21 protein-coding genes are annotated in these 21,135 nt (G+C 48.7%); 5 read left to right on the top strand and 16 right to left on the bottom strand.

Going from position 1 to position 21,135, the window contains the following annotated elements; genetic code table 11:
* Positions 1-5: 5 nt before the first annotated feature.
* Positions 6-2,681: a bifunctional acetate--CoA ligase family protein/GNAT family N-acetyltransferase gene (locus MHM95_RS08230; protein ID WP_239385013.1), complete on the bottom strand. Its 2,676-nt coding sequence runs from the start codon at positions 2,679-2,681 to the stop codon at positions 6-8.
* 68 nt (positions 2,682-2,749) lie between these two features.
* Between MHM95_RS08230 and MHM95_RS08225 the strand changes: the two genes are divergently transcribed.
* Positions 2,750-3,466, top strand: coding sequence for an SIMPL domain-containing protein (locus tag MHM95_RS08225; protein WP_239385012.1), 717 nt, complete (start codon positions 2,750-2,752; stop codon positions 3,464-3,466).
* An 81-nt stretch (positions 3,467-3,547) separates the two neighbouring features.
* On the opposite strand, the gene MHM95_RS08220 is transcribed toward MHM95_RS08225, so the two are convergent.
* The 8 genes from MHM95_RS08220 to MHM95_RS08185 form a co-directional block, all read right to left on the bottom strand.
* Positions 3,548-5,386: a DUF885 domain-containing protein gene (locus tag MHM95_RS08220; protein WP_239385011.1), complete on the bottom strand. Its 1,839-nt coding sequence runs from the start codon at positions 5,384-5,386 to the stop codon at positions 3,548-3,550.
* 101 nt (positions 5,387-5,487) lie between these two features.
* Positions 5,488-6,006 (bottom strand): DsrE family protein, encoded by a 519-nt coding sequence (locus tag MHM95_RS08215; protein ID WP_239385010.1) that lies wholly within the window; start codon positions 6,004-6,006, stop codon positions 5,488-5,490.
* Between the two features lie 44 nt (positions 6,007-6,050).
* Positions 6,051-7,196, bottom strand: a complete 1,146-nt coding sequence (gene hemW, locus MHM95_RS08210; protein ID WP_045979574.1) for a radical SAM family heme chaperone HemW — start codon at positions 7,194-7,196, stop codon at positions 6,051-6,053.
* Positions 7,197-7,199: 3 nt separating this feature from the next.
* Positions 7,200-7,784, bottom strand: coding sequence for an XTP/dITP diphosphatase (locus MHM95_RS08205; RefSeq protein WP_239385009.1), 585 nt, complete (start codon positions 7,782-7,784; stop codon positions 7,200-7,202).
* Positions 7,785-7,794: 10 nt separating this feature from the next.
* A complete protein-coding gene (locus MHM95_RS08200; protein WP_053910609.1) occupies positions 7,795-8,232 on the bottom strand; it encodes a DUF4426 domain-containing protein in 438 nt (145 codons plus the stop codon).
* Between the two features lie 104 nt (positions 8,233-8,336).
* Positions 8,337-8,870 (bottom strand): YggT family protein, encoded by a 534-nt coding sequence (locus tag MHM95_RS08195; RefSeq protein ID WP_239385008.1) that lies wholly within the window; start codon positions 8,868-8,870, stop codon positions 8,337-8,339.
* A 20-nt stretch (positions 8,871-8,890) separates the two neighbouring features.
* The gene (proC, locus tag MHM95_RS08190; RefSeq protein ID WP_239385007.1) at positions 8,891-9,712 is read right to left on the bottom strand and encodes a pyrroline-5-carboxylate reductase; all 822 of its coding nucleotides are present in this window, start codon (positions 9,710-9,712) and stop codon (positions 8,891-8,893) included.
* A 45-nt stretch (positions 9,713-9,757) separates the two neighbouring features.
* On the bottom strand, positions 9,758-10,444 hold the full coding sequence (locus tag MHM95_RS08185; RefSeq protein WP_045979572.1) for a YggS family pyridoxal phosphate-dependent enzyme: 687 nt from the start codon (positions 10,442-10,444) through the stop codon (positions 9,758-9,760).
* A gap of 30 nt (positions 10,445-10,474) precedes the next feature.
* On the opposite strand from MHM95_RS08185, the gene MHM95_RS08180 reads away from it, so the two are divergent.
* From MHM95_RS08180 to MHM95_RS08170, 3 genes are read left to right on the top strand one after another with little or no spacing between them, the layout of a single operon-like run.
* Positions 10,475-11,524, top strand: coding sequence for a type IV pilus twitching motility protein PilT (locus MHM95_RS08180; RefSeq protein WP_022946317.1), 1,050 nt, complete (start codon positions 10,475-10,477; stop codon positions 11,522-11,524).
* Positions 11,525-11,537: 13 nt separating this feature from the next.
* Positions 11,538-12,671 carry a PilT/PilU family type 4a pilus ATPase gene (locus MHM95_RS08175; protein ID WP_022946316.1) on the top strand — a complete coding sequence of 378 codons (1,134 nt, stop codon included), beginning with the start codon at positions 11,538-11,540 and terminating at the stop codon, positions 12,669-12,671.
* Entirely contained in the window at positions 12,649-13,572 is a 924-nt protein-coding gene (locus tag MHM95_RS08170; RefSeq protein ID WP_238319663.1) for a hypothetical protein, read from the top strand. The genes MHM95_RS08175 and MHM95_RS08170 overlap by 23 nt, the downstream gene beginning before the upstream one ends.
* Here the strand turns inward: MHM95_RS08170 and ruvX are convergent.
* From ruvX to MHM95_RS08140, 6 genes are read right to left on the bottom strand one after another with little or no spacing between them, the layout of a single operon-like run.
* Positions 13,532-13,981: a Holliday junction resolvase RuvX gene (gene ruvX / locus MHM95_RS08165; protein ID WP_239385006.1), complete on the bottom strand. Its 450-nt coding sequence runs from the start codon at positions 13,979-13,981 to the stop codon at positions 13,532-13,534. The two genes, MHM95_RS08170 and ruvX, sit on opposite strands and share 41 nt — an antisense overlap.
* A complete protein-coding gene (locus MHM95_RS08160) occupies positions 13,978-14,535 on the bottom strand; it encodes a YqgE/AlgH family protein (protein ID WP_239385005.1) in 558 nt (185 codons plus the stop codon). The genes ruvX and MHM95_RS08160 overlap by 4 nt, the downstream gene beginning before the upstream one ends.
* Positions 14,536-14,549: 14 nt before the next feature.
* The gene (gshB, locus tag MHM95_RS08155) at positions 14,550-15,503 is read right to left on the bottom strand and encodes a glutathione synthase (protein ID WP_045979570.1); all 954 of its coding nucleotides are present in this window, start codon (positions 15,501-15,503) and stop codon (positions 14,550-14,552) included.
* Positions 15,504-15,557: 54 nt separating this feature from the next.
* The gene (gene rsmE, locus MHM95_RS08150) at positions 15,558-16,292 is read right to left on the bottom strand and encodes a 16S rRNA (uracil(1498)-N(3))-methyltransferase (RefSeq protein WP_239385004.1); all 735 of its coding nucleotides are present in this window, start codon (positions 16,290-16,292) and stop codon (positions 15,558-15,560) included.
* A 37-nt stretch (positions 16,293-16,329) separates the two neighbouring features.
* Positions 16,330-16,758 carry a hypothetical protein gene (locus MHM95_RS08145; RefSeq protein ID WP_022946310.1) on the bottom strand — a complete coding sequence of 143 codons (429 nt, stop codon included), beginning with the start codon at positions 16,756-16,758 and terminating at the stop codon, positions 16,330-16,332.
* Positions 16,759-16,776: 18 nt separating this feature from the next.
* The gene (locus MHM95_RS08140) at positions 16,777-17,667 is read right to left on the bottom strand and encodes a hypothetical protein (protein ID WP_022946309.1); all 891 of its coding nucleotides are present in this window, start codon (positions 17,665-17,667) and stop codon (positions 16,777-16,779) included.
* 71 nt (positions 17,668-17,738) lie between these two features.
* Here MHM95_RS08140 and glnE point away from each other — a divergent pair, with 71 nt between their 5' ends.
* Positions 17,739-20,552: a bifunctional [glutamate--ammonia ligase]-adenylyl-L-tyrosine phosphorylase/[glutamate--ammonia-ligase] adenylyltransferase gene (glnE, locus tag MHM95_RS08135; RefSeq protein WP_239385003.1), complete on the top strand. Its 2,814-nt coding sequence runs from the start codon at positions 17,739-17,741 to the stop codon at positions 20,550-20,552.
* Between the two features lie 6 nt (positions 20,553-20,558).
* Here the strand turns inward: glnE and MHM95_RS08130 are convergent, their stop codons facing one another.
* A complete protein-coding gene (locus MHM95_RS08130) occupies positions 20,559-21,134 on the bottom strand; it encodes a TcpQ domain-containing protein (RefSeq protein ID WP_022946307.1) in 576 nt (191 codons plus the stop codon).
* Between the last annotated feature and the right edge of the window lies 1 nt (position 21,135).

The raw sequence follows: 21,135 nt of genomic DNA, 5'->3' as shown, positions 1-21,135 counted from the left end.
GTTTCTCATGCATTATTCAGCGGCAAGATCATCTCTATCGTGCCTTCTTCAAAGTCGCGACGCACGGTAAATCCGAGCTTGCGTGCCAACTCAATCATCCCGGTGTTCTCCCACAAGGTGGTCCCTTGAACGCTGGCAACTCCTTGCTCTTTACAGTAATCAATGGCCGCTTGTAGAAGCAGCCGGCCTAGGCCCAAACCTTGATACTGCGAGCCTATGACAATGGCAAATTCCGCTATGGCATTATCTGGGTCCATAAGTACCCGTGATACACCTAAAGTGCAGTCTTTAGCATGGTGTTTACGGGTGACAATAAACGCCATTTCTCTGTCGTAGTCTATCTGAGTCATTTTCGCTAATTGTTCATGGCTAAAATGGGGCATTTCGCCAAAAAAACGGCGATAACGATCCTCTTTCGACAAAGATTCATCAAACTCACGGTGTGCTTGCTCGTCTTCGGGGCGGATAGGGCGCAGTAAGGCTTGAGAGCCATCTTTGAGTGTCACCGAGCGTTCCCATTCTTTAGGATAGGGACGAATGGCCAAGCGTTTACGATGTGCTAGGCGTTGGTAGTGACTGATTTCAATACAAGCATCAAGCACCAAAAACTGGCCTTGGGTGGCAAGCAGTGGGTTTAGCTCCAAGTGATGAATATCCGGTTGATCGATTATCAGTTGTGACACCCGAGTGAGCAGTGCACAGAGTCGATACTTATCTACTTTTTCTGGTAGCGTCCGCTCCTTGAGTACGCCCTTATCTTGGGCGCTGGCAATCAGGTACTTGGCCAAATTCATGTTTAACGGCGGCAGAGCGACTGCCGCTTGTGAAAAATCAAGGGCGCTCCCGGCTTCACCTAGCAGGATCACTGGCCCAAATTGGGGATCGGTTTTAATGGCAATGCGCAGCTCATGAGTACCGGCGCGCGGCACCATAGGTTGGATGGAAAAGCCATGAATATTTGCCTGTGGGTAGGTTTGCTTGATACGCAGCAAGATAGCAAACGCGGCTTGCTCAACCTCATGTGCATCATTGAGGTTGAGCAGTACGCCTCCGACCTCAGATTTGCTAGCAATGTCAGGGCTAATCAGCTTTAACACCACCGGAAAGCCACATTCGCTGGCCACCTCAGCAGCTTCGCTGGGAGTGGTGGCGATATGGGTAGTCACCGTATCAATACCATAATAGGCCAACAAGGGCGCCGCTTGGTGGGTACTGAGGTAGGTTTCACCGCGACTTAAATGAGCATCAATAGCACTTTGGGTATCTTGGGCGTTAATTGCTAACTCATCAACGATGGATTCAGGGGTTTGCGTTAAGTGCTTTTGGTTACGGCGATAGTTAATTAGGTGCATATATGCGCCCACTGCGCCCTCTGGTGTGCGGTAGGTGGGAATGCCCCCTTGAGCGCATATCTTGCGCGCTTCATAGGCGGCATTTTCACCCATAAAATTGGTCATCACAAAAGGACGACGACGGCTATCGACTTGGGCCACGGTATCGACAATGATTTTCGCATACTCGGTACTCGGCGCCAGTGCAGAAGGAGTGTGAATAATTAATAAGTTCTCCACTTCTTTGGCTTCGAGCAATATTTTCAAGGCTTGTTGGTAGCGTCCCGGGTCGGAGTCGCCGAAAATATCCACCGGGTTAGCGGCTGCTTCTGATTGTGGGATCACCGCATTGAGCGCCGCCAAGGTCTCGTCACTGAGCTCACAGAGTTTACCGGAGCTCTGCAGCAGGCTGTCCACAGCCATTACCGCCGGGCCGCCGCCATTGGTAAGAATACACAGCGGTTCGACTTTAAGCAGTTTAGGGTGCAGCGCCAGAGTTTGCGTGGCGGCAAATAGCTCGCGTAAATCAGCAACTCTGAGCATACCGGCGCGCTGAATAAGAGCATCGTATACCGCATCTGAGCTAGTGTTGCCGCCGGTGTGAGCGAAAGCAGCTTGGGCGCCGGCCTCGGTACGTCCGGTTTTGATAACAATCACCGGTTTACTAAAGGCAGCAGCACGCGCCGCAGAAATAAAGCCACGAATGTCTTTGAGGTTATCAATGTAAAGTAATACCGCTTTAGTGCGCGCGTCGCGACCGAGAAAATCAAGTAGCTCGCCAAAATCGATATCGAGGCAATCCCCGACAGAGACAAAGTAAGAAAAGCCAATATCTTTGTGTTCGGCCCAGTCTAAAATGGTTGAGCACACCGCTGCCGATTGGGAGATAAAAGCGAGCCTCCCCGGACGGGTGACAGTGTGTGAAAAGCTGGCGTTAACGCCTAAATGGGGGATCATCAACCCCAAGCAATTGGGCCCCAGTAAATTCATTCCCAGCGCCTTACAATGCTGCGTGAGGCTGTGTTTTTGCTCGCTGCTAAGCCCGGCGGCGATAACAATAACGTTGCGGCATTGGCGCGCGGCTAATTCACTAAGTAAGCCCGCAATGGTCTGTTTATTGGTGCAGATCACCGCGAGACTGGGTGTTTGTGGCAGACTGGCAATATCGACATAGGCCAGTACCCCATGTACCGCTTCATATTTCGGTGTGACTGGCATTATGGGGCCATTGAAGCCCCCTTGTAGCAAGTTACGCATCACGATGTAACCAGGGCGCGAAGGGTTATTAGAGGCGCCAATAACGGCAATCGATTGGGGGTTGAAGAACTGACTAATGCGTTTTACGCTCATAGCTCACTCTTTTTGGTACACTGATCACTGAAATATACTCTCACACTTGCTGCAAAAGGAAAGCACCAATGCACAAAAGTATAACGCACATCAATATATTACCGGCATTTTTGTTGGCTTTGGGGCTGGCCTCAATTGGTTTTTTGCTACACAGCGCCATAGTGCAATTTAAAGCCATGGACAGAACGGTCACGGTTAAAGGTTTGGCCGAGCAGCAAGTGCCTGCAGATACCGCCATTTGGCCCATTGCCTTTACCGAGGCGGGGGATAAACTTGATGATGTGATGGCGGCGGTGGAGAAAAAGCAAGCTGCTGTGGTGGCCTTTTTAAAACTGCATGGTTTCAGTGATGAAGAAATATCCCTCGGCCAGATCGCGGTGGTAGACAAGAAAGCTCAGCAATATGGTCCAGAGCAAGTGGGGTTAAGGTACTTGGTGACAGCGAATATGTCGGTGTACAGCCAAGACCCCGAGAAAGTTCGTCATGCGAGCAGTCAGATAAGCGAACTGGCAAAACAAGGAATTGCTGTCAGTGGCGATAGCTACAGCAATCGTATTGAGTATTTATTCACGAGCTTGAATGACTTAAAACCGCAGATGATTGAACAGGCAACTCATAACGCCCGTGAAGTGGCGACTAAATTTGCCCATGATTCGCAATCAACGCTCGGCAAAATTAAGTCGGCGCGCCAAGGCCAATTTAGCATTAGCAGCCGCGATTCCAACTCGCCGCATTTAAAAAAGGTCAGGGTGGTGAGCACCATTGAGTATTACTTGGTGGATTAGCCCCAAGACAGCGGGCTTTAGTGCGAACATAAAAAAGCCGTAACAAACTTTTTGCTTGTTACGGCTACTGTTTCTCTTGCCTTATGCCTGCTTGCTAGCGACCCAGTCGGCAACCATTTCTTCAAGTAGGTTCAGTGGTACTGGGCCATTTTTAAGCACGATATTGTGGTATTCACGAATATCGAATTTATCACCTAGCGCCTTTTTAGCTTGCTCACGCAGCTCAACGATTTTCAGCATACCAATCTTATAAGCGGTGGCTTGTGATGGCATAACGATATGACGCTCTACCATTTTCACTGCGTCCGAAGTTGCATTAGGGGTGTTATTGACGTAGTAGTCGATACCCTGTTGACGCGTCCAACGTTTAGCATGGATACCGGTATCTACAACCAAACGACATGCGCGCCAAAGTTCCATCGCTAAACGGCCAAAGTCAGAGTAAGGGTCTTGATACAGCCCCATTTCTTTTGGCAGCAGCTCTGAGTAAAGTCCCCAGCCTTCGGTGTAAGCGGTAAAACGCCCGTATTTACGGAAGTTAGGCACGCCTTCGAGCTCTTGGGCAATGGCGATTTGCATGTGGTGGCCTGGGATCCCCTCGTGATAAGCCAAGGCTTCCAATTGGTAGGTGGGCATGGCTTCCATGTCATACAAGTTAGCGTAGTAGACACCTGGGCGTGAGCCATCTGGAGCCGGCTGTTGATAGAAGGCTTTACCCGCTGACTTTTCGCGGAATGCTTCAACACGTTTTACTTTTAGTCCGGCTTCAGGTTTTACTAAGAACAGCTCATCGAGGCGTCCCTTCATATCATCAATCACACGGATAGCTTCATTTAGGTATGCTTCGCGACCGGCTTCGGTATCGGGGTAATAGAACTGCTCATCGGTTTTCATAAACTCCATGAACGCTTTTAAATCGCCCTCGAAGCCGACTTTTTCTTTGATGGCGCGCATTTCATCATGAATACGCTGTACTTCCGCAAGACCGATGGCGTGGATTTGTTCCGCGCTTAAATCGGTGGTGGTGGTGCGCTCCAGCATGGTGTTATAAAAGGCTTTACCATCAGGGAACTTCCAAGCACCGTCACGGTTATCGGCGCGTTTTTCAAGCTGTTGTAGGTAGCTGATTAAGCCGTTATATGCTGGCTTGACTGAGACTTGTAGCGCTTCGGTGGCTTCGGCAATTAAGGCGCTCTTATCGCCATTGTCGATATCTAGCTTGTCGACTTTGCGTTTAAAGTCGGCCAATAAGGTAGAGTCTTTATCACCACCGAAGGGGGCACCTTTTATGATGTTTTGACTGGCTTCAATGACGTGTGGGAATACAAATTTCGGGGCAATGATGCCTTTTTCTGCGCGAGTTTGTAAATTGGTTTGTAGCTGTGTAAATAGCTTAGGCACCCCATTTAAACGAGCAATGTAGGCTTTGGCATCCTCAACACTGCTGATTTGGTGTTGGTTGATAAGGAACGCCGCCACCATAGAGTGGGTGCCAAACATTTGGTTAACTGGGTAGTTATGGTAGCGCCATTGGTAATCAGCGATGCTTTGCTCTAAGTTTTGTTGCATTAGGTCATAGCTGATCTGGGTATTCGCATCGAGCTTAGCGCGATCTATGGTCGCCAGCGTGGCGAGATCTTTTTTCGCTAACGCTAAATCTTCTTTAGCGCGTGCTTCGCTTTCATCGTCCCACTTGTCATAGTCTTTTTTAATGCCCATGTAGGTTTGGTACACAGGGCTGCGCATCACATTACGGTTAAAGACCTCTTCGAAAAATGCATTGGCCTTTGCTACTTCCGATTGCACCACTTGCTGCTGTACTGGCGCACTGTTAGCAGTGCTGTTATTTGCTGGGGTGCCTTGGCAACCAGCCAGTAGTGCGGCACTGACAGTGGCCGCGATTAGAGTGAGCTTACGCATAGTTAGATACCTATTTCACTTGTTGTTTTAATATTGCACATAGCGCCAAGTATCACAGTCGTTAGGCTAAATGCAGGACTGCGCTATTGGCTGCTATATCGCTAAAATGGATTCAGTGTATACCCTTGTTGTTGTAATTGTGCATGGGCGGTCATGGCAGAAAGGGCCATGCGGACCCCAGGCAACAACTGCTTAGCATTGATGTTGTTGTGCTTTGCCGATTGGCCGCACACATACACTTGGGTATTATTTGCGAGCAGTTGGCGAATTAACGAAGCGTTGGCATTATCAGCGGCAAATCGCGCTTGGTATTCACTGCTCTTGAGTACATCTTGGGTCGCATCGCCATGAACTACCAGTGCCAATGCTATATTTTTTGGATTCACGCCATGGGCCACATGCATGTTTATAAATCGGGCTAATGAGTTGATGTGGTTATTTTGCTCACCAACCGGTGCCCCAGAGGCCACGTCAAAGGCAATTTTAAAGTGCACGTCTTGGCCAATAGGGTCACTGTCGGGCACCGGATAAAAGAGCCCAAAGTCTTTAATGACCGGCTCATTAGTGGCGCTGTGCGCCGTACCAGCCAACAGTGTTACTAGCAAAAACACCCACCTCATTGTGCTTATCCTTCTGTGTTTGTGGCTACTTTATAAGCCGAAGTTTAATCGTCAACAAAGAGCGCAAGTAACTCATTAAGGTAACGATGACCCTGAGCTGTGACTGTTAGTTGGGTATTATCTAATGCGATTAACCCTAGTTGCTGCGCTCGTTGCAGCTGCGGCTCAATATGCGATAACGCCAAGCCGGTCAGCTGGGCAAATTCAGCGATAGGGCAAGACTCCATTAACCGCAAGCGATTCATCATAAACTCAAATGGCCGCTCTTGTTCGCTGACTGACCAGTCGCGATACAAATATGGCTTGGTTAAATCCATATAGCCGCGCGGGTGCTTGACCTTCTCGGTGCGCACGATCTGCCCATCAGGCTTGGTTATTTTGCCATGAGCGCCACAGCCTATGCCTAAATAATCGCCGAATCGCCAATAATTTAAGTTGTGTTGGCACTGATGTCCCGGCTTTGCGTAGCCGGAAATTTCATACTGCTGGTAGCCCGCTTCGGCCAACAGTGCTTGCCCCCTTTCTTGGATTTGCCATAAGGTGTCGTCCTCTGGCAGGGTCGGGGGCTTGGAGTAAAATTGCGTGTTAGGCTCAATAGTAAGCTGATACCAAGAAATATGCGGGGGTTGCAGCGCGATGATTTGTGTTAAGTCTGCCAATGCATCATCAATAGACTGGCCAGGGAGGCCGTGCATCAAATCGAGGTTAAAGCTGCGAAGGCCAACATCATGGGCTTGTTTTGCCGCATTGATGGCTTCTTCTTGGCTATGAATGCGGCCCAAGGCTTTCAGCTTATCTTGTTGCATTGATTGCACCCCGATAGAGATGCGATTGACCCCGGCTTGAACATACTCACTGAAACGCCCCGCCTCAACTGTGCCTGGGTTTGCCTCCAAGGTCACTTCGGCATTTTCCTGTAGGGGAATGAGCGCTCTTACACCGTCAAGTAATTGTTGCATAGCCTGACCGGAGAGCAAGCTTGGCGTACCACCGCCAATGAAAATACTGTGAATAGGGCGTCCGCAGGCGAGCGGCGCGTCATTGCGCAGGTCGCCAAGCAGATGCTGCACATATTCTTGCTCAGGGATTTGTTGGCCTTTTTGCGCATGGCTATTGAAGTCGCAATAAGGGCATTTTTGGACACACCATGGGATGTGAATATATAAGCTCAAAGGTGGAAGGTGTTGCACTGCTTAGCCTTTTAACGCGCTGAGTAAGTGGCGTAATGCTTGTCCACGATGGCTCAGACGATTTTTTTCTTCCTTGCTTAGCTCGGCGCTGGTTTTTTCCAAACCGTTTACTTTGAATACCGGGTCATAGCCAAAACCTTGGGCACCGCTGCGCGCTGAGGTGATTTCTCCTTCCCAAGTGGCCTGGCAGATTAATGGCAATGGGTCGTGTTGGTGGCGTACCAGCACTAACACACAGCAAAAGCGGGCACTGCGTTGGTTTTTACCTTGCATGGCCGCGAGTAATTTATCTATGTTGTCATCATCGTTGGCATTGGCCCCAGCATAGCGAGCGCTATACACGCCGGGAGCACCATCAAGGGCATCAACAATCAACCCGGAGTCATCGGCGATTGCAGGCAGACCCGTTTCGGCACTGGCGTGGCGAGCCTTAATAATGGCGTTTTCAACGAAGGTAGTGCCAGTTTCTTCAGCATCGCTTACCTGGAACTCACTTTGTGGTCTTATTTCAATATTTAGCTCGCTTAACAGCGCACTGAGCTCAGCAACTTTGCCTTTGTTACCTGTGGCTAGCACCCAAGTGGTCATGCATTCTCTCTTAGTGTTCGTACAATTTTTGATGGAAACGCAGCACTTCAACTGTGTTTCCTTGCGTTAAGGTTATTTCAAAGCGATAAACTTCTTCGTTATCAAAGCGCATTTGGGCTATGTAATAGATGCTCTCGCCTTCTTTAATTTCTTTAAAGGTTAATTGTTCTGTTTGACCAATGAGGTTTTTGGCGCTGCCTTGAATGTCGACGGCTTGGGCTTGGTTATTTTGTAATACCGAAATATTGATTAGAGCTCTATCGCCAGCCCGTTCTAAGTCATAGTTACGCGCAACTTCTGCGGGAACGGATGTTGAGGGAAAGGCAATATAGTGTACTTGCCAGTGACCCAAGTTTTTAAATTGGCCCCCTTGAACTTCGGCTTGCTCGCCATAGCTGGGGGAGATGCTGAGTATGCATAACAGCAATGCAGTGAACAGGGTTTTCATAATATGACTCCTGTGGTTAGGCGTTGGCCTTAGCTCGACCAACGCACTCTTTACCCTTAAGTGTACCAGAGAACAGCAAAGCCGGGGCTTGCTGCGAGTTCAGGTTAGCCGATAAAGTCCATAAACAAAATTTGTAAGAACTGTAAGGTGATAATCAAGACAAGGATAGAAAGATCCAAGCCACCAAGGGGTGGGATCACCTTGCGTATCGGTCTTAGCATGGGTTCAGTAAGTTGATGGAAAATCGCTTCTATGGGATTGTAACCTTGGCTGACCCAGCTCAAAATGGCGCGAATAATGAGTACCCAGAACAGTAAGTTAAGACCTTCTTTAACTACCGTTAGAGCGCCGGAGATAAGCACCGTAGGGGCACTCCAGCCGCCGTGGAACATCATCAGAAGCACACTGACCTTGGCAAAGGCAACAATGAATGCCAGCACCAGTGAAGCGATATCCAAACCGCCAAAACCGGGGATGATTTTACGTAATGGGTTCACTGCAAAACTGGTGGCCTTCACCACAAATTGACTCAGCGGATTATAGAAATCCGCTCGCACAGCCTGCAGCCAAAAGCGCAACAGCACCACCATTAAAAATAGATCGAATACGATCCCAACAAGAAATTGCATGGCATTCATGAGCTTAGTCTCTTCGCAAGTTAAATTTCTTTTTCCATCTCTTGGGCACGGGCAATACAGGCATCCATGGCTCCGGCAACAGTCTGTACTAGGCCTTGATCTTTTAGGTGCTCAACGGCAGCGTGGGTGGTACCGCCTTTAGAGGTGACGTTAGCGCGCAGTTGCGAAATGCTAATATCGTCCTGCGACAAGGCCATCTCCGCTGCACCCAAAGCTGTTTGTTGTACTAGTGCTCGAGCTTGTTGCTCATCAAAGCCTAGTGCCTTAGCTTTTTCTTCAATGGCTTCCATAAACAAGAAGAAGTATGCAGGTGAAGAGCCAGTAACGGCAATAATGTTGTTAATTTGCGCTTCTTCATCAACCCATACAGCGATACCGGTGCATTCAAATACACTTTGAATAAAGTCGCGTTCTTGCTCGTTGATACCTTCGGCATACAGGCCTGATACACCACGGCCCAATAATGAAGGCGTGTTCGGCATGCAGCGCACCATTTTCACTGGTTGGCCGAGCATTTCTTGTAAGCGCGCAACAGTAATGCCCGCCGCCACGGAAATAAACACTTTGCCGTTAAAATCAACACCAGCATCAATAAAACTTTGCGCTAAATCCGCCATCATTTGTGGCTTAACCGACAACACGATGACATCGGCCTTTTTAATCGCTTCAACGTTATCCGAGGTGGTTTGTACACCAAAGTCAGCGGCGACCTTCGCGAGTTTTTCCTGATTACGGTTGGTAGCAATAATGCGCTCTTTCGCAAAACCGTTTTTCACCATGCCGCCAATAATGGCGTAGCTCATGTTTCCAGTACCAATAAACGCGATGGTTTTTTGTGACATATAAACCTCAACTTGTTGTGTTATTAGAATATACGATTCAACGTCCTAGCTGCGCTCTCCAAATATAGCAGTGCCCACTCGGACCATGGTTGAACCGGCTGCGATGGCCGCATCCACATCAGCACTCATGCCCATGGACAAGGTATCTAGCTGTGGATATTGGGTCTGTAGTTTATCAAAGCAAGCCTTTAATTTCTCGAAAGATTGCAGTTGCGCATCGAAACTGTCGGTTTTTGCTGGGATTGCCATTAATCCACGCAGGTGCAGCTGTCGACTATTGTCAACGAGTTCAGCCAACTGCGGCAATTGTGCTACTGAACAGCCAGACTTATTGTCGTCGTTATCAATATTCACTTGAATGAGAATATTGAGCGGTTTCATATTCGTGGGGCGCTGCTCATTTAAACGCCGAGCAATTTTTTCCCTATCAACGCTTTGCACCCAGTGGAAGTGCTCGGCAATCGCTTTGGTTTTATTACTCTGAATGGGGCCTATAAAATGCCATACTATTGTCTTATGGTCGTTAAGTGCCTGCACCTTCTCAACACCTTCTTGGACATAGGATTCAGCAAATTCTCGGTGACCATGATCAAAAGCCGCTAAAATATCTTCTAAGGGTTTTTTCTTAGAAACGGCGATTAAAGTGATGTCTTTTTCATCGCGATTGCATTTTTTTGCCGCCGTAGCGATTCGGGCGTAGGCGGCATCGAGTCGTTCTGCTATTGTAACCATAAAGTTATCAGTTAGTTGTGGAGTCCTGTTATGGATATTACTGAATTATTGGCCTTTAGTGTGCAACACAAGGCCTCGGATTTACACCTTTCAGCCGGTGTATCGCCGATGATTCGTGTCGACGGCGACGTGCGCCGTATTAACATTCCCGTGCTTGAGGCCAAGGAAGTCAGCGGCCTTGTCTACGACATTATGAACGATAAACAGCGCAAAGAATACGAAGAAAACCTAGAAGTGGATTTCTCGTTCGAGGTTCCTGACTTAGCGCGTTTTCGTGTTAACGCCTTTAATTCTAACCGAGGCCCAGCAGCGGTGTTTCGTACCATCCCCAATGAGGTGCTGACCTTGGATGATTTGGGCGCGCCGGAGATATTTAAAACCATCTCGGAAAACCCCCGTGGTCTGGTATTGGTGACTGGGCCAACAGGTTCTGGTAAATCAACCACCTTGGCGGCGATGATTGATTACATCAATAAATCACGCCACGACCATATCCTCACCATTGAGGACCCGATAGAATTCGTACACCAAAACAAGCTAAGCTTGATTAACCAGCGGGAAGTTCACCGTGATACGCACAGCTTTAACAATGCCTTGCGCAGTGCGTTGCGTGAAGACCCCGACGTTATCTTGGTCGGTGAGCTGCGGGACTTAGAAACCATTCGCCTAGCGATGACCGCAGCAGAAACAGGTCACTTAGTGTTTGGCACCTTGCACACCACCTCAGCACCAAAGACCATTGACCGTATCATCGACGTCTTCCCCGGTGAAGAAAAAGACATGGTACGTTCGATGCTTTCAGAATCACTGCGCGCGGTTATCTCGCAAACACTGTTGAAAAAAGTGTCGGGCGGGCGAATTGCGGCGCATGAGATTATGATAGGTATCCCAGCGATACGAAACCTTATTCGTGAAGATAAAATTGCGCAGATGTACTCGTCGATTCAAACTGGCGCTGCACATGGTATGCAGACCATGGACCAGTGCTTACAAAACTTGCTAAACCGTGGCCTTATCAGCACACAGGCAGCGCAGGCGAAAGCCCATGATAAGACCCAATTCGGCATGTCGGGTCAGTAGTAGGATTAACACCATGATACAACCTTTAGCGCATTATTTGCAGAAGATGATCGCCTTGCAGGCATCGGATTTATTTGTTTCTACGCATTTGCCGGTGAGTGCCAAAGTGAATGGCGAGCTCACCCCCCTTGATGACTATGTGCTCAGTGATGATGAGGCATTGACCTTGGTAGAGTCGGCAATGTCCGATAAACAAATCAATGAGTTTCATAACTCTAAAGAATGTAACTTTGCCATTGCCACCGATGAGGGACGTTTCCGTATCTCGGCATTTTGGCAACGTGATCAGGCGGGGATGGTTATTCGTCGCATCGTTACCACCATACCCGACGTTAATGAACTCGGTCTGCCTTCAGTGCTTACCGATGTGATCATGAAAAAACGTGGTCTAGTGCTGTTCGTCGGTGGTACCGGCACCGGTAAGTCGACCTCATTGGCGGCGCTACTGGGTTATCGTAACCGCAACCAAAAAGGCCATATCCTTACCATTGAGGATCCAATTGAATTCGTACACGAGCATAACAAAAGTATCATTACCCAACGTGAGGTTGGACTTGATACCGAGAGTTTTGAGGCTGCACTGAAGAGCTCGCTGCGTCAGGCCCCGGATGTAATTCTCATTGGTGAGATCCGCTCGCAAGAAACCATGGAATATGCGTTAAGCTTCGCTGAGACTGGCCACCTGTGTGTTGCTACCTTGCACGCCAACAACGCCAACCAAGCCATTGACCGTATTATGCACTTGGTGCCTAAGGAAAAGCACGACAAGCTCAAATATGATTTGGCCCTTAACTTGCGCGCTATTATTGCTCAGCAGCTGATCCCTACTACAGATGGTAATGGTCGTGTGGCAGCGATTGAGGTGTTACTAAACTCACCGATGATTGCCGAGCTGATCAAAAAAGGCGAAATCGGCTCCATCAAAGAGGTGATGGCCAAGTCCAAAGAAATGGGCATGCAAACCTTCGACCAAGCGCTGTTTGATCTGTACAAGCAAAACCTCATCAACTACGCCGATGCACTGCACCACGCTGACTCACCGAACGATCTTCGTTTGATGATTAAGCTTCGTAACAACGAACAACAAGGTGCAGGCTTCCTACAAGGGGTAACGGTGGACGGCCTTGGCGACGATAGCGATAGCTAAACGCTCAAGCGTAAAAAGTATCAGGGCGTTTTTTTACGCGCTGATACTCACCGTGCTACTGCCTGCTCAGGGCAGAGAGCAAAGCATTGACATCTATTTGCGTGATGATGTTTATACCGATTATGTAGCTTTTCTGGCTGGGCGCTCGCCCTTAGCCGTCAGCGACTTTAGCGGTAAGCGTGTGCGTCGGGATGTGGTCGATATGATAGTGGCGCAGCAAGCGCTGCGTCTAGGCGGCTTCGAGTACACTTTTAACTACCGTGTCGGCAAGATTAATTTTCGTAATACGCGGTTGCTGGAACAAGGTAAATTATTAATTAGCTTTGATACCTATTGGCGTGCTGATGCGCTGATACTCAGCGAGGCGGTTTTTGTCAGCGATGCAGTGATCCGTCAAGGTGAGTATTATGCGGGTATTTATAGTCACCCAGATAACACGCGGGTGCAGAGTATAACATCGCTGGCCGATATGACCGCACTCACCGCTGTATCTACGCCGCGCTGGCGCAGTGATTGGCGCACCTTGCAGGCACTGCCGTTGAAACGCATGATTAAGGAAGATGAATGGTTATCGCAAGCGCGCATGGTGTCGATGCAGTGGGTCGACTTTATGTTGATGCCACTGATGCCTCAGTATAATAACCATTACCAACTGGATAACATATCACTGAAGGCGCATCCGCACTTTGTTGTGCAAATAAAAGACAGTCGCCACTTTGTAGTGTCTCGTAATCACCCCCAAGGTCAGCAGGCCTTTAAAGCACTCCAAAAAGGACTGGCTAAGCTACGCGAGCAGGGCCGAATTCGAGCAGCTTACGAGCAAGCGGGGTTTATTCCTGATTTAACGCAGATGGCAGTGCTTAATAGCCCCCTTGAGCGGCAAAAAAGCTCTCCAGAATAAGCACCGCAGAGGCATTATCAATATTGCCTTTACTTAGGTTTCGATAGCCGCCCTCGGCGAATAGCTGCTCCTTGGCGGCGGCCGTGGTTAGTCGTTCATCTTGGGTTTGTACTGGCAACCCCGTTTGATTGTGCAGGCGATTGGCAAACTTATGTGCCCGGCGCGTGAGCTCTTGCTCGCTGCCATCCATATTCAGTGGTAAACCTACCACTAACAAGTCTGGCTGCCATTCATCGACCAGCGTGCGAACATCATCCCAATTAGGAATACCATCACGAGCCTTGATAGCGCGCAGGCCATTAGCAGTACCTGTTAACTCCTGGCCGATGGCGGCGCCAATACTCTTGGTACCAAAATCAAAGCCCATTACACTGCGCTGGCCCATTTTAGAACTTGAGGACTCACTCATGCGTGACCCGCCTCCAAACTAAGCTTATTAGCATCAATACCCATAAGTTCTAAGGCTTTATGCCAGCGCTCGTTGATGGGGGTATTGAAAATAACCTCGGGGTCGGCTTCCATAATTAGCCACGAGTTTTCCAACAGCTCTTGCTCTAACTGACCCTCAGACCAACCGGCATAACCTAAGGTGATGATAAATTGCTCCGGCGCATCCTTGGTGGTGAGACTCGCAAGCACGTCTTTGGAGGTGGTGATCATTATCTCGGAGCTTAAACTTTGCGATGACGCGTAGCCCGGCTTGGGCGTGTGCAATACAAAGCCTCGGTCAGTTTTCACCGGTCCACCAGCAAACACCTGGCGCCCAGCGGCTTGTTGGTTTTTATCGTTGTCGATGTCTATTTTGTCTAATAACTCACCCACCGTGACATCAATAGGTTGGTTAATCACCAAACCCATGGCACCTTCGTCGTTATGCTCGCAAATATAGGCCACTGCGTGTTTGAAAAATGGCTCTTGTAACGAGGGCATGGCGACCAAAAAGTGGTTGGTTAATGACTGCATAGACATCTCCACGATTAAGAGGTTGTTAAATTGCGCTCAAGCGCGTCAAAAAACAATGCGGTGACAGAAAAGTTGCTCTCAGCCTCTATTTCTTTAACGCATGTTGGCGCGGTAACGTTCACTTCAGTGAGTTTGTCACCAATAATATCCAGACCCACAAATAATAGTCCCTTGGCTTTTAGCGTTGGCGCCAGTGTCTCAGCGATACGGCGCTCATCATCGGTAAGAGGGCGCACCTCACCGCGACCACCAGCGGCGAGATTGCCTCGCGTTTCGCCTTTTTGAGGAATACGCGCTAAGCAGTAGGGAACTACTTCGCCATCAACGACTAAGACTCGTTTGTCGCCGTCTTTAATGGCAGGAATATAGTTTTGGATCATAGCATAACGCTTGCCATGCTCAGTCAGGGTCTCGATGATCACACCGATGTTGGCGTCGTCTTCTTTGACTCGAAAAATAGAGGCGCCGCCCATGCCATCGAGTGGCTTCATAATGATGTCACCATGTTCAGCCAAGAAGGCGCGGATCTGCTTCGCCGAGCGGGTCACTAAGGTGTCTGGCGTAAATTCGCTAAACCAGGCGGTATAAAGCTTTTCGTTGGCATCACGCAGACTTTGCGGCTTATTAACGACTAAGGCGCCAGCCAGTTCTGCGCGCTCTAAGATATAGGTGGCGTAGATGTATTCGGTATCAAAAGGTGGGTCTTTGCGCATTAAAATAATATCGAGATCGCCTAAAGCAATGTCCTGTTGCGGCGCTAAGTCATACCACTTTTCGGCATTATCAAACACATGAGCGCGAGCAGCGTGAGCAAAAGCTTCACCTTGGCGCAGAAACAGATCGTCCATTTCCATATAATACAATTCATAGCCGCGCTTTTCGGCTTCCAGCATCATTGCAAAGCCGGTGTCTTTTTTAATATTAAACCCAGAAATTGGGTCGCTGATAATGCCCAGTTTAATTGCCATTGCTCTACTCGTTTAATCAATCTAATTATTTTATGGGGTTGGCGCGCAGTAAATTCAATTCGCTAAATCACCAAACTGCATCTGTAACGCACTTAAGACCGTTAAAGCCGCCGTTTCTGTGCGCAAGACGCGTGGACCTATGCGAATATCCATAAAGCCATGCTCATGACTGCTGTGGATCTCTGCATCGGTAAAGCCGCCTTCAGGGCCAACTAAAAAGCGCACACCCGCACTTGGCGCCGGCATAGTCTTAATACTGTGCTGCGCGCGAGGATGTAACGTAAGCTTAGTGGCGTCGCTCGGCTGGGTTAGCCATTGCTCAAGACCGATTGGCGGGTGAATGGTGGTAATACGATTACGACCACATTGCTCGGCTGCGGCGATAGCGATTTTCTGCCACTGTTGATGCTTCTTTGCTAAGCGTTCGCCATTGAGCTTAACCCCACAGCGCTCACTAAATAGCGGGGTAATTTCGCTCACCCCGAGCTCCACCGACTTTTGAATAGTAAAGTCCATCTTATCGCCACGGGAGATCACTTGCCCAAGATGGATAGCAAGGGGAGATTCACATTCACTATCGATAAACTCTATACAGCGAACGGTCACGTATTTTTTGCTGCTATCAACGATTTCACAGTGATATTCACCGCCGTGGCCGTTAAACAGCCGCAGTTGATCGCCAACTTGCATGCGCAACACACGGCCTACGTGCCCAGCTGCATCATCACTTAAATTAAAGTCTGTACCTAAAGCGCCTATGGTCGGCTCGAAAATATGCGGAATTCTCATTACGCTGTCCATCATCAGGATTTTGCGACAGTCTAAACTAGTCGCCTAAATGCGCAAGTATATCAGGATCCTGATTACAGCTGAGGTGATTTTGGTGATAGGGCGTAGTCAGTGGTGTAAGGTGGTAATCAGCGCCTTGCTTATTAATTAATAACCGATTTTCATGTAACGAATCAATGACCCATTTAAAGGAATTGCTAGCACTTTCATAGGCGCAGGCAAACACCAGCACGCCAGCAACGCTATGGTGTCGCGAGGCGTAACTTGATAATTCAGCTACACTGATTTCGTTATCAAAGTCACAATAACAATAATCCTTTACCTGCTGGTCAAACATAAGCTTAACCATATGACGGGTGTTCGCTCCAGCAACTATCACTCCGTGCGCATAGGGATTGGCGCAAAAGGCTCGGCTCAACAGTGGATCGCTGTCGATGAGTAAATAGTTGCTAAGATCCTTATCCATTCATTCTCTCCGTTGCCACTAGGCGAAAAACTGAATCAGCAAATAGCCCATGGCACAGTATACAGAAAACACCACAGCAGCAATGCCAACATTGTCTTGGTGATCAACCTCAACCCCGGTGTCGACACGATAAAGTACGATCAACAACACGGCGCGAGCCATGGCATTGACCAATAACCACATCAGACCGCAGTGCACAGCCAATGTAAAGACATTTTCTACCATCTTGCCGCTGTAGTAATTGGCGCTGGCTAGACCTGCGTAAAGGGCCAGGGCCATACCTACAGATTTGCCTGCGTAACGAATACCGATTGAGGTATTTTCCAAGTTAAAGTTACTTTGCAGCGATGCGCCTTGGTTTACCTTAGCAAAGCGAGCTTCGCGCACTTTGCTATCTAGGGCAAATAAGCCCTGCAAAAATAAGAAGTTTACAAACACCACAAGCAAAGAATACATGCTGTTAGTTTGAGACCAACTGACCAAACCTATAACCACAATGCTATTTCCTAATAACATTCCCGAGTCGACTAGGGCGGCGCACACGTTCTGCTTTAAAATAGCCTTCTCTTCATTAAAACGACTGAGAATCCATTTTCGATGAATAGCTTGACCAACTTTTGTAAAAAGTAGCATCAGTATTAGCAAAAGCGGCACTTTCCACGGCTCTTCGCGCATCACCGTCAGTGAAAAGTCATCCACTAGGTAGCCGATAATCAGCACTAACGAGAGCAGATAACTGGCATAGCTAATTCCCAGCGCAAAGTTATCACGCTGGGCGAGCTCTTCTTTTAAGGCCTGCCGCGCTCTGACTTGGGTGTAAATACGCAGTGCAAACAGCACCGCAGCAATAGCTACGAAGCTAATAGCAAAGGTATATAAGGACTCGTTTGACAAAGAAAAATACGTCATACTGGCAGCCGAAAAGGAACTTTGTTTTCATTCTAGTACGGTTGGCCCTAACTTAAAAGAGAGCGGTATCTATGACTGCACCTTCTGGTTTTAATTCGCAATTACAGCAACTTGGTAAAGATCGCTATGAACAGATATATGGCGACACGGAAATAGATAACGATTTGTTGCAACTGCTAGCGCTTAGCGACTTTGCCTACGATGTACTCAGTACCCATAAACAGTGGGGAGCGTGGCTTGTTGACCCCGAGCAACAGCAGTGTCGTGCGGTGCCGGATCCTTTGCCACAGCAGTTAGGTGATGTGTCAGAAACTCAGGCATTAACCATGTTGCGTCGTTACCGCCAGCAGTATTGGCTAAAGGTTGCTTATCTCGATTTGGTATGCGGCAACGACATCGCTGACTCCATGGCTTATGTGTCTGCTTTAAGTGATACGCTGATAGACGCAGCCAATCGATGGGCCTTCGCTCAGGTAGCCAAAGTTAATGGCGCGCCTGTGGACGAACACGGCCACCCGATCGCCATGATGATTTTAGGTATGGGCAAGTTGGGCGGAAAGGAGCTTAATTACTCGTCCGATATCGACCTTATCTTCACTTACCCCCTTAACACCCCCACCCAAGGCGGGCGGCGCAGTATTGAAGCGCAGGTGTTTTACACTAAGGTGGCGCAAAAAGTGATTGCTGCCTTAGACCAACATACCGTAGATGGGCGAGTTTTCCGCGTCGATATGCGTCTGCGTCCCTTTGGGGACAGTGGTCCTTTAGTTATGAGCTTTTCGGCTATGGAGGCGTACTATCAAGAGCAAGGCCGAGAGTGGGAGCGTTACGCTATGCTCAAAGGCCGACTCATTCACGCGCCATGTAACTATGTGCATGAGTTTAACGAGATGCTAAGACCGTTCGTTTATCGCCGATATATTGATTTCTCAGTGATTGAGTCATTGCGCAAAATGAAATCACTGATTGCCCAAGAGGTGCGCCGTAAAGGCTTACAAGACAATATTAAGTTGGGCGCTGGTGGTATTCGAGAAGTGGAATTTATTGTTCAGGCACTGCAGCTGATCAGAGGAGGTCGAGAGCCGCAACTACAAACTCAAAGCTTAGCTAAAGCGTTGACTGCACTGACAGAGCTCGGGGTTTTTACTGACGAGCAACAGCAGCAACTATGGCAAGACTATGCGTTGCTGCGCCAGATAGAACAATATCTGCAAGCCTTTAATGATGAGCAGACCCAGCAATTACCGCAGTCACAACGTGATTGGCTGCGATTAAATACATTGCTCAATCAAGCTAACGAAGAACACAGTCGTGCAGTTATTGAGGCGGCGATGGGGCGCATACGCGATGAGTTTGAACAAGTCATTGGCTTTGAGCCAGAGCAGGGTGATGACTTGGATGACAGCTATACCCTGGCGTGGGAGCATAACGATACCGAGGCCCTCAGTGATGTGATTGCCAATGCCCAGCAGCGTATGAGCTGGCAGGGACCCCTGAATCACTTTCATGAGCGCGTAAGCAAACAGCCTATAGGTAAACGTGGCAGAGACACACTGGATAAATTAATGCCCCATGTGTTGCAACAGCTGCAGCATGCTCACGCATGTGGTGAGGTCGTGGCCTTGGTCACCAATGTGCTCGATAAAATTATGTCGCGCACCGCCTATTTAGAGTTACTACTTGAAAACCCAGGGGCTCTCCAGCAATTAGTACGCTTGTGTGCGCACAGTCGTTGGATTGGCGAACATATTGCTCATTATCCGATTCTGTTGGATGAGCTTATTGACCCTGCGGAGCTTTACAATCCTTTCCCTTTGAATGCCTATAGTAACGAGATCCGCCAGTATTTTTTACGCATTGATGAGCATGACTTAGAAATGCAGATGGAGGCGCTCAGGCAGTTTAAGCAAACCCAGCAATTACGTATCGCTGCGGCGGATGCGACCGGTGCGTTGCCAGTAATGAAGGTCAGCGACCACCTCAGCGCGTTAGCAGAGGCGATTATAGAGCAAGCAGTTAACCTTGCCTGGCAGCAAATGGTGGCGCGCTTTGGCAAAGTCCCCGGCACCGATGAGCAACATAAAGGCTTTGCCGTAATCGCCTACGGTAAGGCGGGCGGATTGGAGTTAGGTTATGACTCTGACCTCGATTTAGTTTTTGTTCACAACCACGATGGCGACAGCAGCACCGACGGTGATAAGTCGATTTCCGCACGGCAGTTTTATTTAAAACTAGCGCAGCGCTTGATGCACCTGTTTAACACGCGCACCAGCTCCGGCATTTTATATGAACTCGATACCCGCTTGCGCCCTGAAGGGTCATCAGGCTTGTTAGCCATCAATATCGAGAGCTTTCTTCACTACCAGCAAACTCAAGCTTGGACTTGGGAGCATCAGGCCTTGGTGCGTGCCCGCATGGTCTATGGAATAAGCGCGCTACGCCAACGATTTAGTGAAATCCGTATAGAGATATTAGCGCAAGCGCGGCAGATAGCACCGCTTCGCGACGACGTGACCGCCATGCGAGAAAAAATGCGGCGGCATTTAAACCGAGAAAACGAGTTTATGCTTGATTTGAAGCAGGGTGTTGGTGGGATGACCGATATTGAATTCATCACTCAATTTTTGGTTTTGGCCCATGCGCACCACCATCCAGCATTACTCGAGTATTCAGATAATATCCGCATTTTAGAAGCGGCGGCGCACTGTGGCTGTATCAGCGAACGTCAGACACAGCAGCTTATACACGCTTATTGCCATTATCGGGGCTTATATCATGTACTGAGTTTACGCAATCAAGAGAAAATGGTTGCCAAAATAGAGCTGCAAGATGAAATTGCCTCGGTCAGCCAAATCTGGGAGCAACTTTTTGCTGCTCCCAAATGAGGGGCATTAAGCGCGAGACATCTTTTTACAGTTTTCGCGAATATAAGGTGAGGGGCGCTCGGTGATCACGGCCGCGCGCTCGCGGTGGCAATAGAAGGTCTGTACCTCGTATTCAAAATCACTGTCAATCGCTTTGCCTACTTGGTAGAGCGTTGATACAAAAGTGTCGTCTACGCGAAAAGGGTGCTTCACTACGTAGTCTTTATTTAAGTACCAGTAAAAGGCGATACCTTCTTCCTTGGCGAAGTCAGACATCACCTTGCGCAGTGTAGCCCCAGCGGCAAAGCGACGACTTTTAACTTGCCCTTGCCAGCGAATATCGGTGGGTTGCACCACACCGACACGTTGCTCCAGCATGCGCGTGATGTCGTCTTTAGGCTCGCCCAGCTCGATAACATACTTTTCACGCTCAGTGGCATTGCGTACGGTGTTTTTGATGTTAGCGTAAAATTGTGACAACCCCTTGGCGGCTGGGTTGCTGTCTTCCCTTACTTGAAATACAGGGCCATCGCCGAGTAAAAAATAGGCGGCGGCTAAAATAAGAATAAAAGCCAGTGATAAATGTTTAATCCAAAACCACATA

This window comes from Pseudoalteromonas sp. CnMc7-15 (assembly GCF_022347925.1).
Taxonomy (GTDB): Bacteria; Pseudomonadota; Gammaproteobacteria; order Enterobacterales; family Alteromonadaceae; genus Pseudoalteromonas; species Pseudoalteromonas ruthenica.
Note: the sequence above shows the minus strand (reverse complement) of the source record. Positions and strands in the feature narration are given on the sequence as shown.

Excerpts from the sequence above, each read along its gene's own strand:
- MHM95_RS08230 (WP_239385013.1), bottom strand. The coding sequence starts at position 2,681 with ATGAGCGTAAAACGCATTAGTCAGTTCTTCAACCCCCAATCGATTGCC.
- MHM95_RS08225 (WP_239385012.1), top strand. The coding sequence starts at position 2,750 with ATGCACAAAAGTATAACGCACATCAATATATTACCGGCATTTTTGTTG.
- MHM95_RS08220 (WP_239385011.1), bottom strand. The coding sequence starts at position 5,386 with ATGCGTAAGCTCACTCTAATCGCGGCCACTGTCAGTGCCGCACTACTG.
- MHM95_RS08215 (WP_239385010.1), bottom strand. The coding sequence starts at position 6,006 with ATGAGGTGGGTGTTTTTGCTAGTAACACTGTTGGCTGGTACGGCGCAC.
- MHM95_RS08205 (WP_239385009.1), bottom strand. The coding sequence starts at position 7,784 with ATGACCACTTGGGTGCTAGCCACAGGTAACAAAGGCAAAGTTGCTGAG.
- MHM95_RS08200 (WP_053910609.1), bottom strand. The coding sequence starts at position 8,232 with ATGAAAACCCTGTTCACTGCATTGCTGTTATGCATACTCAGCATCTCC.
- MHM95_RS08195 (WP_239385008.1), bottom strand. The coding sequence starts at position 8,870 with ATGAATGCCATGCAATTTCTTGTTGGGATCGTATTCGATCTATTTTTA.
- proC (WP_239385007.1), bottom strand. The coding sequence starts at position 9,712 with ATGTCACAAAAAACCATCGCGTTTATTGGTACTGGAAACATGAGCTAC.
- MHM95_RS08185 (WP_045979572.1), bottom strand. The coding sequence starts at position 10,444 with ATGGTTACAATAGCAGAACGACTCGATGCCGCCTACGCCCGAATCGCT.
- MHM95_RS08180 (WP_022946317.1), top strand. The coding sequence starts at position 10,475 with ATGGATATTACTGAATTATTGGCCTTTAGTGTGCAACACAAGGCCTCG.
- MHM95_RS08175 (WP_022946316.1), top strand. The coding sequence starts at position 11,538 with ATGATACAACCTTTAGCGCATTATTTGCAGAAGATGATCGCCTTGCAG.
- ruvX (WP_239385006.1), bottom strand. The coding sequence starts at position 13,981 with ATGAGTGAGTCCTCAAGTTCTAAAATGGGCCAGCGCAGTGTAATGGGC.
- MHM95_RS08160 (WP_239385005.1), bottom strand. The coding sequence starts at position 14,535 with ATGCAGTCATTAACCAACCACTTTTTGGTCGCCATGCCCTCGTTACAA.
- gshB (WP_045979570.1), bottom strand. The coding sequence starts at position 15,503 with ATGGCAATTAAACTGGGCATTATCAGCGACCCAATTTCTGGGTTTAAT.
- rsmE (WP_239385004.1), bottom strand. The coding sequence starts at position 16,292 with ATGAGAATTCCGCATATTTTCGAGCCGACCATAGGCGCTTTAGGTACA.
- MHM95_RS08145 (WP_022946310.1), bottom strand. The coding sequence starts at position 16,758 with ATGGATAAGGATCTTAGCAACTATTTACTCATCGACAGCGATCCACTG.
- MHM95_RS08140 (WP_022946309.1), bottom strand. The coding sequence starts at position 17,667 with ATGACGTATTTTTCTTTGTCAAACGAGTCCTTATATACCTTTGCTATT.
- glnE (WP_239385003.1), top strand. The coding sequence starts at position 17,739 with ATGACTGCACCTTCTGGTTTTAATTCGCAATTACAGCAACTTGGTAAA.
- MHM95_RS08130 (WP_022946307.1), bottom strand. The coding sequence starts at position 21,134 with ATGTGGTTTTGGATTAAACATTTATCACTGGCTTTTATTCTTATTTTA.